Source organism: Nocardia arthritidis (genome assembly GCF_011801145.1).
Classification (GTDB): Bacteria; Actinomycetota; Actinomycetes; order Mycobacteriales; family Mycobacteriaceae; genus Nocardia; species Nocardia arthritidis_A.
Genome location: NZ_CP046172.1, coordinates 5070486 through 5088972 on the forward strand (window position 1 = coordinate 5070486; position 18487 = coordinate 5088972).

Below are 18487 nucleotides of genomic sequence, written 5' to 3' on the forward strand. Positions count from 1 at the left end.
GCACGGCAGCACTCACTGTATCGCGTCCGGCGACCATTCGCGGCGTGCTCGACAGGTAGCTTGACAGCGACACATTGATGTGCATATTTGTGCATTTATGCCGACAGGCGGGTGCCTCCTTCGACTCACAGGCCACTGAAGCCTGGCCCGCGGGAGGCGGCCTTGCCTTGCCCACCCCGGAAACCAAGCATGCGTGTGCGTAATGGTAATCGATGCGCAGACAAGTGGTATCGTGTCTCTATGGGCGACGAATCGGGCGCCGGCGACGCCGTGCAGCGCCCTAGGGGCGAATCGGCCGGACAGCGCTTCGGACAACAAGTGAAGGCGTTCCGGCAGCGCAATCTCCCCGATGTGCTGATCACGCATCAGCGCATCCAGGACTTGGGTGGTCCCACGCGGAATGTCCAGTCCCGGATCGAGAGCGGGCAGGTCGACGTCGTGAGTGCTTCCACGGAGGCGAAGTACAACCGGGCGCTCGAGGCCCTGGGACTGCCGCCCGGGAGTGCGACCGCGGCCCTGCACCATGGCGGCACACTCGGCCCGCCCACCGACGCGCAACCTGCCCCGGCGGCGGAGCACGACGATGTCGAAAGCGGAGTGAGCGCGCTGCAGAATCTGGCCCGCAAGCACAGGTCCGTCGTGGATCTCGTGACCGAGCTCGAACGGCTCGGCATCGATTTGAAGCGGGCACGCAGCCATACCGAGGGCTATCAGCTGGTCTTTCCCAAGAGCGCGATCGACCGGCTGCTCCAAACTCTGCAGAATGTCGCCGAACCCGCACCCACGGAATCCGGCCCGGACAACCCGACGGAATAGCGAAATTGAACTAGAATCGCTAACGCCGGCCGGCACTTTCGGCTAGCCAGCCCCATTGAGCCGGGGAGGGAAATCGTTTTTGAACGCGGTCTACATTCGATCGGTCGCTGCGCAGCCGCCCTCGCGCCCAGGCGGCACGTGACATGCGGAAACCATTCCGGAGCAGACTCTCCGTCCTCGCGCGGAACCTCATCCGAGGCGAGATTTCCACGCGGGCTCGGTTGCAAAGCCTTGTCGATGGTCTCGATCTGCCCGCGGACTGGACCATCGAGGAGTTCTTCGCGGAACTCGAGCGCATGCGCGGGCGGCGGATCGTGCGATTGCCGCTGCCGCCGACGGCTCCGGTCGGGTTGTGCGGGTTGTGGCTGGCGTGCAAGCGCTATGACGTGATCTTTCTGCGGCAGTCGTCCGATCCCGCCGCGGAACTGCACGTGGCTTTGCACGAGGTCGGCCATATGCTGCTCGATCACGGACAGGACGCATCGATCTCCACGGTGGAATTGACGACGCTGACGAGCGGTGTCGCGCTGGACCGAGAAATCGATCTCTCCACGGTCCGCGCCGCCCGCGGAATATCCAGCTACGACTCCGAAGAAGAGTACGAGGCCGAACTGTTGGCGTCGCTGATCGGCATCCGCGCCCGTACCGTCGGACCACGGCGCGATCCGATGTTGAAAGAGATTTAGCGCATGTGGCCGCACGACCATCTGTCCACCTGGGTCACCATGCCCGCGACAGTATTCATAGTGGCCATCACGATCATCCGATTCGCCTTGATCCGGCGCACCTCCTTATTCGGCCGTCTGATCAACGCGATGATGGGCTTCGATTCGGTAGCGGCCCTGCTGCGTGAACCGGTGATCGCCCGCCGCGTAGCCGGCGTCGTTCCCGGCGGCCTGCCCACGGTGTTCGATACCTGGCACTGGCTGACCGTGATGGCCTGGGCGTGCGGACTCGGGATGGTTCAGCTGTACCACTACGGCCCGGTGCGCTACCGAATCCGGTTCAAGGTCGTGCTCGGACTGGCGGCTGCGCTCAGCGCCGTATTCCTCGTTCTGAGCGATCCGGCCCGAGCCGCGCGGATGTCGTCCATCGCCGAATACGGGGGCTGGCGATACGGCGTCTACGTCGGATTGTGTTCGGCGCCGCCGGTCATCGTCGCGTTGTACTACTACGTGCTGACCCGCAGGGGCACGGTAGGCCGGACCACCACCCTGTGGGAGCGGATTGTCCTGACCAGCCAGCTGAGTTTCGCCGTCGCCAGCTTCCTGCCCATCCTCTCGATCGTGGTCTTCGCGGCCTCGGATGCCGCGGGAGTCGGCAACGCGTTCACCCATCACATGTACGACGTGATGACCGATGGAATCACCTCGGGTGAGCCAGGGTTGCTCTTCTTCGCCGCTGCGGTCGTGGCATTGATCCCGTCCGCGGCACAGGCCGTCATGCAACTCCTGCGACTGGATCGCGATTCACGCACCGTGCGTCGGCTGTATCCGGTGTGGCGGGATCTGACGGCCGCCGCACCACAGGTCGTGTTCCGACTCAAATGGGTGGACAACTGGAACGCCGCACCGCAGGAACGTCTACATCGCCGCCGGATGGAAATCCACGATGCGGCCGAAATCGTCGCCAGATACGTAGTGCCCTTCCGGATATCGTCGACGCATCGATCGACGCCACCGTCGACGAAGACGACCAAGAGCACATGCGGCTGATTACCGAGCTGGCCCTGGCGACCGAACGGCTCACCGACAGCGATGGCGCACCCGCGGACGATCCGACCGCGGTCGGGGGTGGCGTACCCGACGAGCAGACACTGCTTCGGTTGTGGGAACCCGCGAAAACCCTGCTCCGCGCGACCGACCGGCGAAACCAGCAGTCGGCCACCGGGACAACGACGTTCTCGTCCGCCAGAGACTGATCCCCGAGGTACGGACGTCCGTCACCGCGCTACCGATCGGATCGCCTCGGTGACCGAGGCCAGGGCCATCAGCCGGACGGTGTCGACATCGGACTCGACCTCACCCGTCGCGGCGGCGATGAATCCGTCGCCGTCGAAACGAGTATGCGGCGGCGTGAGCGCGCGGGCGAGACCGTCGTGGGCGCCCTGGGCGACGATGCGGCAGCCCACCTTGGTCAGCCGGGCGTTGGTCACCACGGCGCCGATGGTGGTATGGGTGCGCGCGCCCGCGAACTCGCGCAGCTGCTCGAGCTGCTCCACCGCTTCCAGTGAGACACTGGCGGCGCCGTCGTCTATATCGCCGAAAGCGTTGACCACGCATAGGGCGCCCACGACCACATCGCCCAAACGCTGTTCGGCGTAACCGATTCCGCCGGGACGCCGCCGCGGGCCGCGCCAATGGGCGACATACGCACCGGCACCCGCGCCGACGCGGCCGTGCAGGACCTGTTCGCCGAGACTTGCCGCCGCGGCGGTGTATCCGTGTTCGGCGGTCGGACGCGCGGCGGAGTCGCCCGCGCACAGGTCGAACAACGCCAGCGTCGGAACGATGGGGACCTTGCCACCGGGGGTGGGAACTCCCCTCCCCCGCTCCTCGAGGTATCGCATCACTCCGTCCGCCGCGGCGAGCCCGAAGGCCGAACCACCGGTCAGCACAATGGCATCCACCGAGGAAACGACCTTGTCCGGTGCGAGCGCGTCCAGTTCCCGGCTGGCCGGTGCGCCGCCACGCACCTCGCAGGAGGCCGTCGACCCGTCCGGCAGCATCAGCACGGTGCATCCCGTCTCGCCGACCGAATCCGTCCAATGACCGACACGCACTCCAACGACCCCGATTGTCATGTCCCGCTCCGATCCGCCTACCGGCACCCGCTGATCCTGCGACAGCTTACCCATTTCGACAAGATCAAAGGCCGGATTATGCGCATCGCTTCAAATAAATGCACATCTATGCCCACATATGCGTTGACATGCCCATCTGCGCCTTTTAGACTCATCCCATGGGCGTGAGAGCCGGGGCGCCTCGGGGCAAGATTCCGGTGCGATGCTCCTATCTCGCACGAGGGGGGAGATCGGCACATCGCACCGGAATCTTGCCGAGCCGGATGCCGCCGTCGATCGGCCAGGACCTCATCGCGATCCCGAGGGCGCAACCGCGAGACCCAACGCTGCGGCGGTGCCCATACGCCAGATCTCGTCGACCGTCTCCAGGTCGGCGTAGCCACCTTCGGCAAGAGCCAGCGCGGCCCCGGTAGCCCGCTTTTCGCCTCGCGCTGCCGGTTCGGTCAGCGCGAAAGACGTTCTGCGCGACGGGGAATCGGTCCCGGGAGTGCTCGTCTTGCGCTGCGATCGCCGACTTGACCTTCACCCTGGGGTCAAGGTTTAGCGTCCTGGTATGAGCGAATCGACTTCACTCCAGGGACGCGCGGTGGTGATCACGGGTGGCGGCACCGGGATCGGGCGGGCAGCGGCACACCAATTCGCCGCTGCGGGTGCGGATGTGTTGGTGACCGGGCGTACCGAGGCCACCTTGAAAGAGACAACCGATGGCACCGACGTGCGTTTCGTAGTGGCCGACGTCGCTACGGCCGAAGGCCGTACCGCGATCGTGGACGCGGCAGTGCGGGAGTTCGGCCGGATCGATGTGCTGGTGAACAACGCGGCGATCACCCGGCCCGCCGACCTCGGTGAGATCGATCCGGAGGCTGCCGAACGACAGTTCGCCACCAATCTCGCCGGACCACTGTTCCTGACACAATCAGCGCTACCGCACATCGGGACCGGCGGGACGATCATCAACGTCACCTCGAACTCACCGCACCGGGGCTGGCCCGGCTCCTCGGTGTACGGAGCGACCAAGGTGGCGATGGACTTCCTCACCAAGACATGGGCGCTGGAACTGGCCGACCGCGGCGTCCGCGTCGTGTCGATCGCGCCCGGCATCACCCGGACACCCATCCTCACCAACGCGGGCCTGACACCGGAACAAGTGGACTCGGCCCTGCAGTACCTCAGCCGCATACCGCTGGCCAGGGCGGCCGAACCGGACGAGATAGCCTGGTGGCTCGTGGCCGTGGCCCGCCCCGAAGCCGGATATCTGACCGGCCAGGTCATCCGGGTGGACGGCGGTTTGAGCGCGGTATGAGGCGAGGCGGAATGCGGATCGGTGAGCTTGCCGAGCGGGCAGGGGTGACCCGCCGCGCCCTTCGGTATTACGAGGCGCACGGGCTGCTGCCCGACCGGCGCACGGCGAATGGGTATCGGGACTACGACGAGCGTGCGGTACGCCGAGTGGACAACATTCGCCGACTCCTGTCGGTCGGATTCACCGCCGAGGAAATCGTCGAATTTCTACCCTGCCTGGAATCGGAGATCGTGCTCGATCCCGTATGCCCGGACAGTGCCGAGCCGATCGCCCGCAAACTGTCCGCCGTGCAGTCCACCCTCGACGAGCTCACCGAAACCCGCGACCGACTCGCCGCGCTACTCGCCGCGGTCACCTCGGGCCCGGTTACCGGCCCCGTGAGCAAGGCGGGCTGATCGCCCAAAACGCGGATACGCGAGGTCAATTGGCGTTCGGATCGAATCCTCCGGCTTTTCGGTTGCCTTCGGCTCGGTCCTGCGACGTTGGATTCGAGCATGACCAACATCATGATCGGCACGAGGCGCACACCACCGCAGACCCATCGGGCGTGGCCCGCGCTGCTCACTATGTTCCTGGGCAGCTTTTCGCTGGTGACCGCCGAGTTCCTGCCACCTGGTGTGCTGACGCTCATAGCATCCGATCTCGGGGCCACCGAGGGTGTGGTCGGGCTGTCGGTCAGCGCCACCGCCTTCACCGCCTTGCTGGCGGCCGTGGGGTTGAGCGCGGTGTTTCCCCGGCAGGATCGGCGCTCTCTGTTGTTGGCGTTGACCCTGCTCGCCGTGGTCTCGAATGTTGCTGTGGCGCTGGCGCCGAACCTCGCGGTGCTACTGGTGGCGCGGTTGCTGCTCGGATCGGCGATCGGAGGGTTCTGGTCGATGTCGCTGGTAATCGCGACTCAGCTGGTGCCGGCCGAGCGGGTCGGGCGGGCGATGATGATCGTCAATGCCGGCACCACGGTGGCCACGGTGGCCGGGGTCCCGGCCGGAGTTCTCCTGAGCAACAGTGCCGGGTGGCGAATCGTCTTCGGCGTCGCCGCGGTGCTGACCGTCGTCGCGACCGTTGCTGTCCGGGTGGCACTGCCACCCATCACGCCTACGCCGGGCATCAGCTGGGCGGCGATGGGAGCAGCGTTGCGCGCCCGGGGTGTGGCGCTCGGGTTGATCAGCGTCGTCGCTGTCATCGGCGGGCACTTCGCCGGGTTCACCTACATCCGGCCGGCTCTGGCTGAACGGCTCGATGCCGAGTCGGGGGTAGTCGCGATCCTGCTGGCATTGTTCGGAGTTGGCGGATTGATCGGCAACTTTGTCATCGGAGCCCTGGTCGATCGCTGGCTGCGTGGGTTGCTGGTCGTCGTACCCGCCGTCATCGGGCTGGGCATCGCCGGCGTCGCCGCTGGGATACCAGTTCTCGGGTACGTGGCCGCCGTGGTGTGGGGCGCGGCGTTCGGCGGCATCCTCAACGTCGCCCAGCTGTGGGTGACCCGGGCCCTGCCCGATCGGGTCGAGGTCGCTGGCGGGCTGCTGGTGGCGGGTTTCCAGACCGCGATCATCCTCGGCTCCGCGATCGGCGGGGTGGGCGTGGACGGCATCGGGCTTGCCCCGACCTACCTCGTCGCCGCGGCCGCCGCCATCGCCGGGGGCGTCCTGCTCTGGGTTTCGCTCAACCGAGCCGACGCTGCCGCCACTGAGTCGGCGTGAGTCCGGTATGCCGGCGGAACGCCCGGCCAAAGGCGGTCTGGGAGCCGTAACCGAGCCGGTGGCCGATCGCGCCGATCGACAGGTCGGAGCTGGCCAGCTGTCGCTTCGCGTGTTCGATTCGGACGCTCGCCAGATAGCGACCGGGCGTCTGACCGGTGGCGGTCCGGAAGCGGGCGGCGAAACTGGTCCGCGAGGCCAGCGCGATCCGGGCCAACTCCTCGACTGTCCACTCCCGGCCCGGAGCCCCCCGGATAGCCGCGACCGCCTTGGCCAGGTCGGGATCGTTCACCTGCATCAGCCACTGGTGCGGTGCGCAACCGCGGGCATGCCAGGACGACACCGCGATGGAGGCGAGCAGCGTCACAATTCGATTGCCAACCACACCGTGCGGGCGCTCGCATTCGCTGACCAGGTCGCGCAGCATCGCGGTAACCGTCGGTTGATCGTTCGCGAAGCCGGTGACCAGCATCGTCTCCGGCAAAACGGTCCCGGTGGTGTCGCTGCCCGCCGAGGCGAGCCCGACCCGCAGCACATCCGCCGTGGACAGCCCGACCAGACTGAGCCCTTTCCCTGCGAGATGAACAGGAAGTCGCCAGGAGCCAAGTCCTGCGACCCGCCGATGGTCTCAACCCGGACCAGCCCGGTATTCACCAGCAACGCCACTGGCGCGGCGCGCGGCACGAAGATCCGATCGCAGGCGGATAGATCGATCGCTTCACGATCGACAAAGTGCCAACTCAGGCGTTCCAGCACAGCGTCGAGACTCGACGCGACAGAGTCGGCCGGACCCATCGAGACACGGTCTTCGGCAATGGTGCCGATCGGTTCGCTCACTTTCAGGCGAACCTCTGCCAGTTGGCCGACTATTCCTCGTGACGCCCTGACATTCCGGACCGCTGCGTCGTCGGAAGGTCGGAGCATTCGCACAAAGCTGGACAGGAGTTTTCGGAAATGACCAGAATCGGCATCATCCTCGGCAGCACCCGCCCCAATCGCAAGGGCGCGCAGATCGCCCGGTGGGTCCTGGACACGGCGGCACAGCGCGACGACGCCGAATTCGAACTGATCGACCTGCGCGACCACCCCCTCCCGCACCTGGACGAGCCGATGCCGCCGATGTTCGGTCCCTCGGTCCACGCCGACACTCGCGCCTGGGCCGAGCGGATCGCACCGTTCGACGGCTTCGTGGTGGTGACACCGGAATACAACGGCGGCATGCCCGGAGTGCTGAAGAACGCCCTCGACCATCTGTTCGCCGAATGGACGAACAAGTCAGTCGGATTCGTCTCCTACGGCGTCAACGGCGGAGCCCGCGCGGTCGTGCAGCTGCGGACGGTCTGCAGCACGCTCGGCATGGCCGACGTGGGCTATCAGGTCTCGATCTCGGTGCTCACCGATTTCGAGAACAACACCACCTTCACACCACGCGACCACCATGTCGCCGCCCTTGGCAAAACACTGGATCAGCTGATCGGCTGGAGCACCGCGCTGGCACCCCTGCGCGCCGCCGCCGAATCCGCCACCCTCGCCCATTCCTGAGGAAACGAATCATGAATGCACTCAACGACTTTCAAGCTCGAGCCGACCGCGATGAAATCGAGATCCGCGGGCAGATCGACAAGCTCGTCGAAGCATTGGGCGCCAAGGACCTCGAGGCCATTCGGCAGGTGTACACGACCGACGTCGTATCTTTCGATATCGAGCCGCCGCTCCAGCATGCCGGGATCGCGGCGAAACTCGAGAACTGGGCGCGGGTGTTCCGGTTCTTCGAGACCGTGACCTACGAGATCCGCGATCTGACCTTCACCGTGGGCGGCGATGTGGCCTTCGGGCACGCCTTCGCCCGCCTGCGCGGCACGCTGCCGAGCGGGGTGACACCGCACGGAATGTGGGTCCGGGTCACCTACGGCATGCGCAAGATCGACGGCGCCTGGTTGATCGCCCACGACCAGGTCTCGGTGCCGCTGGACATCCTCAGCGGCAAGGGCATGGTCGAGCTCGAACCCTGACGGTTCGGCCCGAGCAGACCGAAACGCGCCGCGCGCCAAGGCATATCGGGGCCCCGGACGCGCTCAGAAGGTCACGACGACTTTGCCTTTGCGGTCGGCTCGCGCGAAACGTTCATGGGCAGCGTGGATTCGATGGATTCCGAAGGTGGAATCGACGCGGACGCCGAGCAGTCCGTCATCGACGTGCCTGGCCAGTTCGCGCAGGCCGGCGCCGTCCTCGCGGACCTGGTTGACGGTGGTGCGGACGTTGCGCGCGGACAGGTCCGGGACGGGCCCGGCCTGTGTCGCGATAGAGGCGTAGCGGCCGCCGTCGGCCACCGCATCGGTGACGAACGCACCGAAGGTGTCGAATACGGCGTCGTAGCCGCCGGCCCGCAGCGCGGCGGGCTCGGTGGTGGCGAACTTCGCACCGATGGACCGGACGACGTCGAGCTGGCTTTCTCGCGAAACCAGCGCGTCGACCTGGGCGCCACGCGCATGCGCGAGTTGCAGCGCCACCGCGCCGACCGCACCCGCGGCGCCGGTGACGAGGAGGCGGTCCCCGGCCGAGACCGCCAGCCAATCCAATGTCTGCAATGCGGTCAGACCGATCAGCGGCAGCGCGGCGGCCTCGGCGGCGGTGATCGATTTCGGCGCGGGGGCGACCGAATCGGCCGGTAGCGCGACCAGATCGGCCCAGGTTCCCGTGCCGGTTCCGAGTTGATGCGACATCGCGAACACCCGCTGTCCGGGCCGCAGATCGCTTGTGCCGCCGTCGATCACGATGCCGGCCAGATCCCAGCCCAGTGTCATTGGCAAGGGCGGTGTTCCCTCCCCGATCGCACCCTCGCGCGTCTTGTCATCGACCGGGTTGATGCTGGACGCGACAGCTGCGATCAGGACCTCGCCGGGACCGGCCTCGCTATCGGGGACCTCGTCGACCCGCAGTGAACCCACGTCACCGAACCGATCGATCCGAACCGCACGCATACGCCTACCTCCTGCTACTCGATGGTCAACACCGCCAACCTCGCCGGTTTCGGCCCTTATTCCCCGGATTCGACGCGCTACCGCGCTGGCCGACGCGGGCGGCGACAGCGGGACCGCGAAGGGCGTGCTCATCGGGCAGGGTGCCACCGCGGTCGGTGCGCACCCGGCGCAGGCCTGCGGTTACTCCGCCGAAGCGACTACCGGGCTGCTCACCTCGACCGGGCCGTCGAGGCCATCCCCGCGACCGACTCGAGCTGGCAGGTGGGCGGGACCGAACCGCGAGGCTGCCCGCGGACCGGGCCGTCGGCGTTCCGCTGAATTTGGCCCTCCCGCAACGGAGTTCGCCGCTTCGCGCGCGAATTCGGTGTGATGTATTCGAAATTAGTTCGACCGGGGCGAGATGACGCGACACACTCGCTCTGTGCACGGGCAACGCGGGACAGACGACACAGGGCAGGCGCTGGTCGGCGACTACGACGACGATCCGGGGCGTTTCGCCGCCAATCAACGTGCGACACAACGGTTTCTGTCCAGGCACAACGTCCATGCGGACGTGGCCGACAGATTCGCCGCGGAGCGCATGCGATTGGTCGCCGATATCGGCGGGGGCAACGGGGAGTTGGCACGCCTGCTGAACGGTCACGCGATAGCTTCGGTGGTCGTCGACCGCGCCCGTTACAGCGCGAAGGCGCCGAAGCCGGTCGTGATCGCGGACGCGTACCGATTACCGTTCCGCGACAACACATTCGACGGGGCGGCCATGCTGTGGATGCTCTATCACCTACCCGATCCGCTGATCGCGTTGCGCGAGGCCCAGCGAGTTGTGCGCCCTGGTGGCCTGTTGGCGGTCAGCGTCCCCAGCCGCTATAACGATCCCGAATTGGCTACGGTGACACCGCGCTGGGGTCTGCCACTGAGCTTCGACGCCGAAAACGGCGCCGATATCCTGGCGCGGGTATTCGATGTCGTCGAGGTCGACCGCTGGGATGCGCCCCTGCTTCGCCTGCCCGACCGTGACGCGCTGACCCTGTATCTACGTGGTCGCGGTGCGACAGATCCGCAAGCACGCGCCGCCGCGCGAGCCATCACCCCACCGCTCACTGTGACCAAACGCGGCATGCTCGCCTGGGCACGCGTCACCTAGCGGCGACCCACAACGGCCGGTCGGCGCATCACGAGCTCGCCGCGGCCCTCACCGTTCGGCCAACGCGGCGAGCAGTGTCAGAAGGGGAAATACGCCCTGGATCGCCGCGGCCCGAACGAAGTGGCGGTCACCGGCGACGAGCACCACGGCGGCGGCGAGCATCGACCCGCACCCCATCACGACGAGCGCCCAGCCCGCCGCGGGCGCCGATCGCACCAGCACGACGCCCACCAGTGTGCCGATGGCCAGAAACAGGTTATAGAAGCCCTGATTGAAGGCCCATTTCCGCACCGCGGGCAGGTCGGCCCGCCGCTACCCGGAACGTCTGTTCATGAACCTTCGGATCCGCGAAACGCACCGATTCCAGTACGAAGATGACGAGGTGCACCAGCGCCGCGGCCGCGGCGAGCACCTGCACAATCGCGAGCACACGCACTCCCTCCGACGAACGACGAGCCGGGCGAACCGCGAACTTCGCTCCGCAACGCGGATTCATCGACGGCCTCGGTCCAGCAGCAGGATAGGCCGGTTCGCGATCGCGCCGGAGGACGCCACGCTGGTGCTCGGAGATCGAGTGGACGGCCGCACCAAAAGCCGCACAAACGAAGTCACTCACTCGGCGTGCCGGATGCGTCGCGACGTGGGCGTCCACGGATGCGAAAGTTGGCGCGACACCGATGAATTCGACCGGCGCGGCCGGTCATAACCATCGCGACGAACACACGAAAGGACCATCCGATGACCGAGCTGAACGCCGAACGCGCCCGGCGAGCGATCGTCGAGCACACCCGACGTCTGGCGGAATCAGCCGCCGCGGCCGGACCTGACGCCGCCGTGCCGACGACCCCGAAATGGACCATCACCGAGCTGGTCGAGCACGTGGGCCGAACCCAGCACTGGGTCGCGGAAATCGTCGAGCGGCGCATCACCGACCCCGCACAACTGCCGACGCAGCTGGCCGTGATGCCCGCCGACCCGCGCGAATGGCAGGCGTGGCTGTCGGAGTCCGCGCGGCGAGTCACGAGCGCGTGCTCCGATGACGCGCTCGACGCACCGGTGTTCAACCCCGCCGCCGACGGACGGTCCGGGACTCGATTCTGGCTGTCCAGCATGCTCAACGAGGCGGTCGTGCACGGCTTCGACGCCGCCGACGCGGCGCACCGGCCCGCCGACATAGACCCCGACATCGCGGCCGCGCTCATCAGCAACCACTTCGCGATGCTGACCGCCCCCACGTGGGAGATGCAGCGGCCCGAGTCGGCCAACGCCATCCGGGGCACCGGGCAGCGGCTGCGGTGGACGGCCACCGACATCGCCGACGAGGCGGCCGCGTGGAACGTCGAACGGCGGCCCGACGGGGCGAGGTGGCAGCCCGGAACCCGGCCCGCCGATGTGACGGTGAGCGGCCCTGCCCGATCGCTGCTGCTGACCTTGACCCGACGACTCCCGCTCACCGACCGTGCAGCCACCGGCATCGGTGTCGACGGCGACATCGACCTCGCCCAGCACTGGCTCGACAACACCGCCCACGTCGCCGGCTGAGCGGCGGCGTATCGCATCACCTGATCGTCCACCGATCGCCGTTCGCACCAAGGGCCAGTAGGAGTTCCGGTTCGAGGCAGTCGCGGGTGATGAGCGCCGCGGGCGACCGGTCGCGCTCCAGCGGCGAGTGTGACCCGGCTGCGGCGAGGACGCCGGTGTCGAGTTCGGCGCGCACGCCGGGAGCGAAGTCGTCGAAAAACGTTCGGTAGCAGCCGCCGAGCACCACCCTCGCGACATCGGGGGGATGAGCGGACACCCGTCCAGTGGCCGAGCCCGCACCCCAAATTCCCACGGCCACTATGGAATTGAGCCGCAGAGTCCAATGGCCGAGTACCGGGATCGCTCGCCGACCTGGAGGGGTTGATTCGCGTAGTGCCGTCAGATTTCGCACCGAGTCCCGTAGCACGGTTCGGCTATCCATGGGCGGGGGCCGCCGTGTTCGAGCCGGAGCAGGAAATCGACCCAACCCGCAACGCCGACAGCGTAATCCGCGCCATAGGCCGTTGTCGTCTCGTCGGCGGCGAGTAGGCGGCCGCCGTGTATTCCGGCGCGCGCCGCCAGCGCCGCGGCGATATCTTCGGCTCGTTCGCGGTAGTGGTGGTCGCCGGTGGCCGCGTACATGTCCAGGAGTAGTTCACCGCTGCCCGCGAGTCCGTGGCACATCGTGGATCCGGCCATCCAGCGACGGGCCCACACGGCGTCGGCCGCCCGCTCGGCCCAGTGCAGGGCCTGCTGGTCGCCGGTGCATTGCCAGTACCGCAGCAGGAAGGCGCCGATGCCGGCCGATCCGCTGCACCAATGGTCGAGCAGCCGGGTCCGGTCGCGCGGTCCGATCGGCCACAGCGCGCCCACCTCGGTGTCGACGCCGACCGTACCCAGGGTTTCGGCCGCCTCGGCGGCCAACCGGACCCAGTCCGGCCGATCCAGTCGGGTACCCGCGGCGAGCAGGAAGGCCCCGATGCCGGCCGTACCGTGCGCGAACCCGTAGTCGACGAATCCCGCGTAACGCGAACCGAATTCGTTCGGGACCGGCCAGCCGAGTGCACCGTCCCGGTATTCGGCCCGCTCGGCTAGCCGCGCGGCGTATTCCGCCGCACGGTCGCGGAATATCGGTGATCCGGTCGAGGTCCAGAGCAGCAGTGCCGCGCAGCCCGCCCCGGCCAGGCCGTGGGTGATGTCCGGACTCGGCCCGTCCGGCGGGACCTGGGCGAACAGCTCCACGCCCGCATGCACGAGATCCTCGGCACCCAGCACTCGGCCCGCCGCGCACAGCGCGACGGCGGTGCCCGAACGGCCGATGTACAAGCCGGGCAACGGATTACGCTGCGCCCCGAGTCTGCGCACGATCCAATCGGCGACAAGCCGCAACGCGACCCTGCCCCGGTCGTCACCGGCCTCGGTGATCCGGGTCAGCGTGCCGAGCACCCCGGCCGCGCCGTTGTAGAGATTGCACGGATCGTTTCGCCGACCGCCGTTGCTCGTCGGCGCCAACCGCTCCGGGTCGTCGGGGGTGATCGAACCGAGCAGGTAGTCGATGCCGTCGGCCAACAGGCGATCGCCGCCGGTCGACCGGCGGCGACGGGTGTTCGGGCGGGGGTTGTCGGTGGTCAAGAAGGCGCGAACCCGATCGAGGGACCAGCGCGCCGTCGGGTCGTCGTCGAGCAGACCGAGCAGCAACGGCGCGGCCGCGGCGATATCACCGTCGGTTTCGGCAGCCGCCTCGAGCAGCAGGGCGAGCCGTTCCCGGTTACTTCGGCCGGGCGAATCATCGGGCGCGAGACCGGGTTTGGCACCGGTACAGAGCAGGAAGAAGATGGCGCCGAGCGCATGCATATCCGCCGCCGGGCTGGCCGGGGCGCCCGAAACCTGTTCCGGTGCGGCGCAATCCGGCGTCCAGCCGGACATCGGCGTGTCACCGGGCCCGCGGGCGAATTCGAGATCGATCAGGACCACTGTGCCGTCCGGGCGGACCATCACATTCGAGGCCGAAAGATCGCTCAGTACAACATTTTCCGCGTGCACCGCGGCGATGGCCGCGGTAAGCCGCAGCGCGATGGCTCGCCAGTCCGGCACGCCGTACTGACGGCGGCGCCATTCGAATAGCGTTGTGCCCGCGATCAACTCCTCGACCAGGAACAGATCGCCCTCCTGCTCGAATAACGCGTGCAGGCGCGGCGTCACACCCGAATGGGCGAGCAGCTCGAGCATCCGCGCCTCATTACGCCTGGCATCCTGCACATTCCAGCCGTGCGGCCCGTCACCGACCCCGGCCCTCGCCTGTTTGATGATCACCTCGGCGCCGGTCAAGCGGTCGGTCGCCTCGAAGACACCGCCCTTGTTGGCGTGCGCTATCGCCCGACGCACCTCGAATCGGTTCGCGAGCAGTACGCACTCGACCATGCCGCCGGACGGTCGAGTCGGCTCGAACGGGTCGAGCGCCCAGGGCGGCGGAGCGAACCACGCGTCCCGCCTGTCCTCGACCAAGCTGGCGTCCGGCGCGGTGACCACCGCGAGGTAGCCACCGTCGCTGCCGAGCGTCTCTTCGGCGACGAACGCCCCGTATCGGTAGTGGACCAGACTGCCCGCGGCGTAGGGGCGGTCGGACAGAATCGTCGGCCCGGCGAATCCGGCGGTGACCTCGTGCAGTCGCGCCGCCAGGGCTCTGAGCTGATCGTCATCGGCCGGATAGATCGTGATGAACTTGCCCGCGCCGCCGCGCGGATAATCGGCCGAATTCAGCTTCCGGACACCGTCGAGCGAGGCCGCGAACTTACAGATGCAGCCCGCGTCGAGCACGACGCCGAGCACGCGGTCCAGCACCGCGACAGCCGAACCGGTCGTCGCCGAGATATGGAGTTTCCAGCCCTGACGCGGCCTGCGGTAGCGATCCGGATCGAGGTGGCACCAGAAATCATCGGTCCACAGTCGCCAATCGGACTGTCTCGAAAGATGATTCACGGCCAGATCGACGAGCGGTGATCGCACGATCGGATCGACGGGTGAGGTATCGGCCACGGGTTCAACTCGATTCGACTGCGCTGGACGGATTTCGGTGATCGCGGTGGGGAGATCCGATGCGACGGATGCACCTTCGAACCGCTCCCCACCGCTCGGAGCCGAGCTCGGCCTACATCAGTCCTTGGCGTGGCAGGCCGAGCCCCAGGTGGGGTCGGGCCAGATGACGGTGCCGACACCGTGATCACGTTCCGGAAGTGTCTGCAGCGCGGCCACTTCGGTGCTCACCATCTTGGTCTCAGATTCCATCGTCATTTCCTCATATGGTGTCGAGAAGGCTATTCGCCTGTCTCACTGGCGAATCGGGTCTCATCGACCCGACAACGACCGGCCGGATTGCCGGGCATGGCTCCAGTGTTCGGCGCGGCGGTACCGATCGCGCCATACCGGTCCGCTCAGCGGACCGGCCGCCCGGTGCTGGGCTCCGGCGTTGTTACGGTGCCTGAATCGAACCCAATTACCCTGGCGGAAGGGGTTTTTCGATGATCGCTGCCGATGGTCCGGTCGGGATAATCTGGGATATCACCTACGCGTGCCCGCTGCGGTGCATGCACTGTTACTCCGAATCCGGCAGACGACCGGCCATGCACCCGACGCGTGATCGGCTGCTTCGGATGACCGATGCGTTCATCTCGCTTCACCCAACCGAAATCGCGATCGCCGGCGGTGAACCGCTACTGGTGGACGGCCTTTCGGAGGTCGCCGAACGTTTCTCGGCGGCGGGCATCGCGGTCATCCTGTACACCAGCGGCGCACTCGTGGATCCGCCGAAGGCCGAGCAGCTGCTGCGGCAATTCCGCACCGTCGCGGTGAGTTTGGACGGCGCCACCGCTGAGGTGCACGACCGGATCAGGGGGCGCAGGCCGGCGTTCGAACGGGCAATGGCCGCGTTGGAATTCCTGGACCGGGCCTCGCGCCGACTGAAGACCGACGGCGCTTCGCCCGCCACCATCGGGATCGAGGTTTCCATCATGCGCAGCAATCTGGCGCAGGTGGAAGATTTCTGCACGGCCATCGCCCCACGCTTCCCCGAACTCGCGCATCTGGTCTACACGATCACCATGCCCGCCGGACTCGCCAACCGCGCGGGCTTCGTCGAGCACGAACTGCTCGACGACGCCGAATCCCGCCGTCTCACCAGCCCGGAGTACCTGGAGCGGCTACGGGATCTCGCACCCGCGGGGTTGGACATCAGGGTCGAAGACCACTGGCGGGACATGATCCACCCCGACGACGTCGCCGCCGGGCGCATCATGCCGATCATGCACGTCAGGCCGGACGGCGGAGTGCACGCGATGCCGATCTACGAAGGTACGGTCGGCAGCATTCTGGAGGAACCGCCGATGACGCTCTGGCGCCGAGCGGTCGACAGATGGACCGATCCGTTCGTGGTGCGGACGCTCGCTCCGGTCCGCACCACGCGAGACTGGGCGGCGGCCGCCAGACGCATCGACTATCACTTCGGTGATGCGGCCGATCGCGCCAGGATCGATCGCCGACCGGTTTTCCCGGCGCAACCCCACCTCCGGACACCCCTTCGGTGAATCGTTCATCGTTCGCGGATCCATAGCCGCTGTCTCGGTGCGGCACGCGGCTTCGCACAGCGGAACATGCGGCCCCAGTGCACTGGGGATCGAGCGCACCGCCCGCCCGGCGGCGGATACTTCCCTCGGGGCAGTTGTCCGAAAGGATTCCGGATGCGAAGCGGGATAAGGTCTTCGGCCGTCGTCGTGGTGACGGCGGTACTGATCACCTGGCTCACCGCATGCGAGAGCCGGGCGCCCGAGGCGCGGCCCTGGTGTCCCGCGGTGCCGGGCCATCACGTGGATTGCGATGTGGTGACCCGGAACCTGGTCGAGTCGCGGCGCGACCTCGGCACGACCGATGTGGGCTACGCGGTGGTGCGGCACACCGGAGCCGGAGCCGCCGCGGGCACCATCGTGCCCAATCCGGGCGGTCCGGGTGTGCCGGTGATCGCCGAATCCGGCGAGTGGGTTCAGCGGGTCTCCGGTCTGCTCGACCGCTACGACCTGCTGCTCATCGACCCGCGCGGCACCGGAGTGTCGTCGGCGGTGGATTGCGGTGTTTCCACCGCCGACTTCAATCTCGGCTCTCGCGAACAGCAGCGGGACGCGGTCGCCACCTGCGCCGACAAGCTCGGTCCGCGCGCGGCGGGCTACACCTCGGCGGCGACGGCCGATGATTTCGACGCGGTGCGAGCGCGGCTCGGCGCGGACCGGCTGGTGCTGTACGGGAGTTCCTACGGCACCTATCTGATGCCGATCTATGCCGCGCGCCATCCGGATCGGGTGCGTTCTATCGTGCTGGCCGGCGCCTACCCGCTGGACTTCGATCTGCTGCAGCGCCCCAATGCGGAAGCGGTATCGCTTGTCCTGCAACGGATCTGCGAGCGAAGCCGGCTCTGCGACGGAAATACCGCGGTGGCCGACCTGCACACGGTGGCCGCCAGGTTGCGCACCCAGCCGATCACGCTCACGCACCCTCGGCCGGTCGTACTCACCGAGGGCGAACTGGCGAATCTCACCTTCGAGACCGCCACCAGCGATGTGGGCCAGGATCCGAACGCGCTCGTACCGCTGGGCATGCTCCCGGCGGCGTTGCACGAGGCCGTGCGCGGAAACGACGGCCCGCTACGCGATTTCGCCGAACGCGGGCTGGCCGAACCCGACGACGAAAACATCGGCCTGTACATCGCCGTGGCGTGTAACGACTACCCCACCCTGTGGGCGTCGAATGCCACTGTGCCGCAACGTGAACAGCAATACCGGCAGGCGGTCGCGGGAATCGACCTCGGCGCCTTCAGCGCCGAGGGATTCGATGCCGGACAGCGCGACGGCGGGGATGTCTGCATCCGCTGGCCCGCCGTGGAGCACGTCCGGGCCGACAGCGCCGCACTGCCCGACGCCCCGGTGCTGGTCCTGGCGGGCGATCTCGACGCGATCACCCCCGTCGCCAACAGCAAGCGCGCCGCCGCCCAATTCCCGCACGCCACTTTTATTTCCGTGCCCAACCTCGGCCACACCCCCAACGAGGAACCCAGCGGGTGCGTGGCAGGCATCGTGGCGCGATTCATCGAGACCGCAAGCCCCGACCCGGAATCCTGCCTCGACAGCATCCCGCCGATCAAGGTGACTCCCTCGGCGAATTGACCGATCCACAATCCGGAAG

General features: G+C 67.4%; 20 protein-coding genes. 13 read left to right on the forward strand and 7 right to left on the reverse strand.

Going from position 1 to position 18487, the window contains the following annotated elements; translation table 11 throughout:
* Positions 1-240 precede the first annotated feature (240 nt).
* The 4 genes from F5544_RS22840 to F5544_RS22855 all read left to right on the forward strand — a co-directional run bounded on the left by F5544_RS22840 (position 241) and on the right by F5544_RS22855 (position 2737).
* On the forward strand, positions 241-816 hold the full coding sequence (locus tag F5544_RS22840; RefSeq protein ID WP_167475084.1) for a hypothetical protein: 576 nt from the start codon (positions 241-243) through the stop codon (positions 814-816).
* 221 nt (positions 817-1037) lie between these two features.
* Entirely contained in the window at positions 1038-1502 is a 465-nt protein-coding gene (locus F5544_RS22845) for an ImmA/IrrE family metallo-endopeptidase (RefSeq protein ID WP_167475085.1), read from the forward strand.
* Between the two features lie 3 nt (positions 1503-1505).
* Entirely contained in the window at positions 1506-2531 is a 1026-nt protein-coding gene (locus F5544_RS22850; RefSeq protein ID WP_167475086.1) for a DUF6545 domain-containing protein, read from the forward strand.
* A complete protein-coding gene (locus tag F5544_RS22855) occupies positions 2522-2737 on the forward strand; it encodes a hypothetical protein (RefSeq protein ID WP_167475087.1) in 216 nt (71 codons plus the stop codon). The genes F5544_RS22850 and F5544_RS22855 overlap by 10 nt, the downstream gene beginning before the upstream one ends.
* Before the next feature lie 21 nt (positions 2738-2758).
* Here the strand turns inward: F5544_RS22855 and F5544_RS22860 are convergent, their stop codons facing one another.
* Complete coding sequence (locus F5544_RS22860) at positions 2759-3619, reverse strand: P1 family peptidase (protein WP_167475088.1); 861 nt, start codon at positions 3617-3619, stop codon at positions 2759-2761.
* A 553-nt stretch (positions 3620-4172) separates the two neighbouring features.
* Between F5544_RS22860 and F5544_RS22865 the strand changes: the two genes are divergently transcribed.
* From F5544_RS22865 to F5544_RS22875, 3 genes are all read left to right on the forward strand, one after another.
* Positions 4173-4922 carry an SDR family NAD(P)-dependent oxidoreductase gene (locus tag F5544_RS22865; protein ID WP_203217321.1) on the forward strand — a complete coding sequence of 250 codons (750 nt, stop codon included), beginning with the start codon at positions 4173-4175 and terminating at the stop codon, positions 4920-4922.
* Positions 4923-4933: 11 nt separating this feature from the next.
* Positions 4934-5317, forward strand: a complete 384-nt coding sequence (locus F5544_RS22870; RefSeq protein WP_167475089.1) for a MerR family transcriptional regulator — start codon at positions 4934-4936, stop codon at positions 5315-5317.
* Between the two features lie 99 nt (positions 5318-5416).
* On the forward strand, positions 5417-6619 hold the full coding sequence (locus F5544_RS22875) for an MFS transporter (RefSeq protein ID WP_238846587.1): 1203 nt from the start codon (positions 5417-5419) through the stop codon (positions 6617-6619).
* On the opposite strand, the gene F5544_RS22880 is transcribed toward F5544_RS22875, so the two are convergent.
* On the reverse strand, positions 6582-7151 hold the full coding sequence (locus tag F5544_RS22880; protein WP_167475090.1) for a helix-turn-helix domain-containing protein: 570 nt from the start codon (positions 7149-7151) through the stop codon (positions 6582-6584). The two genes, F5544_RS22875 and F5544_RS22880, sit on opposite strands and share 38 nt — an antisense overlap.
* 419 nt (positions 7152-7570) lie before the next feature.
* Here F5544_RS22880 and F5544_RS22885 point away from each other — a divergent pair, with 419 nt between their 5' ends.
* Both F5544_RS22885 and F5544_RS22890 read left to right on the forward strand, forming a co-directional pair.
* Complete coding sequence (locus F5544_RS22885) at positions 7571-8158, forward strand: NADPH-dependent FMN reductase (protein ID WP_167475091.1); 588 nt, start codon at positions 7571-7573, stop codon at positions 8156-8158.
* Between the two features lie 11 nt (positions 8159-8169).
* On the forward strand, positions 8170-8628 hold the full coding sequence (locus F5544_RS22890; RefSeq protein WP_167475092.1) for a YybH family protein: 459 nt from the start codon (positions 8170-8172) through the stop codon (positions 8626-8628).
* Positions 8629-8691: 63 nt separating this feature from the next.
* Here F5544_RS22890 and F5544_RS22895 read toward each other — a convergent pair whose 3' ends face one another.
* Positions 8692-9597 (reverse strand): NADP-dependent oxidoreductase, encoded by a 906-nt coding sequence (locus tag F5544_RS22895; protein ID WP_167475093.1) that lies wholly within the window; start codon positions 9595-9597, stop codon positions 8692-8694.
* A 421-nt stretch (positions 9598-10018) separates the two neighbouring features.
* Between F5544_RS22895 and F5544_RS22900 the strand changes: the two genes are divergently transcribed.
* Entirely contained in the window at positions 10019-10741 is a 723-nt protein-coding gene (locus F5544_RS22900) for a class I SAM-dependent methyltransferase (RefSeq protein ID WP_167475094.1), read from the forward strand.
* 48 nt (positions 10742-10789) lie between these two features.
* On the opposite strand, the gene F5544_RS46465 is transcribed toward F5544_RS22900, so the two are convergent.
* Positions 10790-11032 (reverse strand): DUF1304 family protein, encoded by a 243-nt coding sequence (locus tag F5544_RS46465; protein WP_238846588.1) that lies wholly within the window; start codon positions 11030-11032, stop codon positions 10790-10792.
* A gap of 447 nt (positions 11033-11479) precedes the next feature.
* Here F5544_RS46465 and F5544_RS22910 point away from each other — a divergent pair, with 447 nt between their 5' ends.
* Positions 11480-12283 (forward strand): maleylpyruvate isomerase family mycothiol-dependent enzyme, encoded by an 804-nt coding sequence (locus F5544_RS22910; protein ID WP_167475095.1) that lies wholly within the window; start codon positions 11480-11482, stop codon positions 12281-12283.
* A 16-nt stretch (positions 12284-12299) separates the two neighbouring features.
* Here F5544_RS22910 and F5544_RS22915 read toward each other — a convergent pair whose 3' ends face one another.
* The 3 genes from F5544_RS22915 to F5544_RS47110 all read right to left on the reverse strand — a co-directional run bounded on the left by F5544_RS22915 (position 12300) and on the right by F5544_RS47110 (position 15547).
* A complete protein-coding gene (locus tag F5544_RS22915; RefSeq protein ID WP_167475096.1) occupies positions 12300-12539 on the reverse strand; it encodes a hypothetical protein in 240 nt (79 codons plus the stop codon).
* 122 nt (positions 12540-12661) lie between these two features.
* Entirely contained in the window at positions 12662-15298 is a 2637-nt protein-coding gene (gene lanL / locus F5544_RS22920) for a class IV lanthionine synthetase LanL (RefSeq protein WP_167475097.1), read from the reverse strand.
* A 117-nt stretch (positions 15299-15415) separates the two neighbouring features.
* Positions 15416-15547 carry a hypothetical protein gene (locus F5544_RS47110; protein WP_275106960.1) on the reverse strand — a complete coding sequence of 44 codons (132 nt, stop codon included), beginning with the start codon at positions 15545-15547 and terminating at the stop codon, positions 15416-15418.
* Positions 15548-15780: 233 nt separating this feature from the next.
* On the opposite strand from F5544_RS47110, the gene F5544_RS22925 reads away from it, so the two are divergent.
* Both F5544_RS22925 and F5544_RS22930 read left to right on the forward strand, forming a co-directional pair.
* Positions 15781-16842 (forward strand): radical SAM protein, encoded by a 1062-nt coding sequence (locus tag F5544_RS22925; protein WP_167475098.1) that lies wholly within the window; start codon positions 15781-15783, stop codon positions 16840-16842.
* Positions 16843-16995: 153 nt separating this feature from the next.
* Positions 16996-18468 (forward strand): alpha/beta fold hydrolase, encoded by a 1473-nt coding sequence (locus tag F5544_RS22930; protein ID WP_167475099.1) that lies wholly within the window; start codon positions 16996-16998, stop codon positions 18466-18468.
* The last annotated feature ends 19 nt before the right edge of the window (positions 18469-18487 follow it).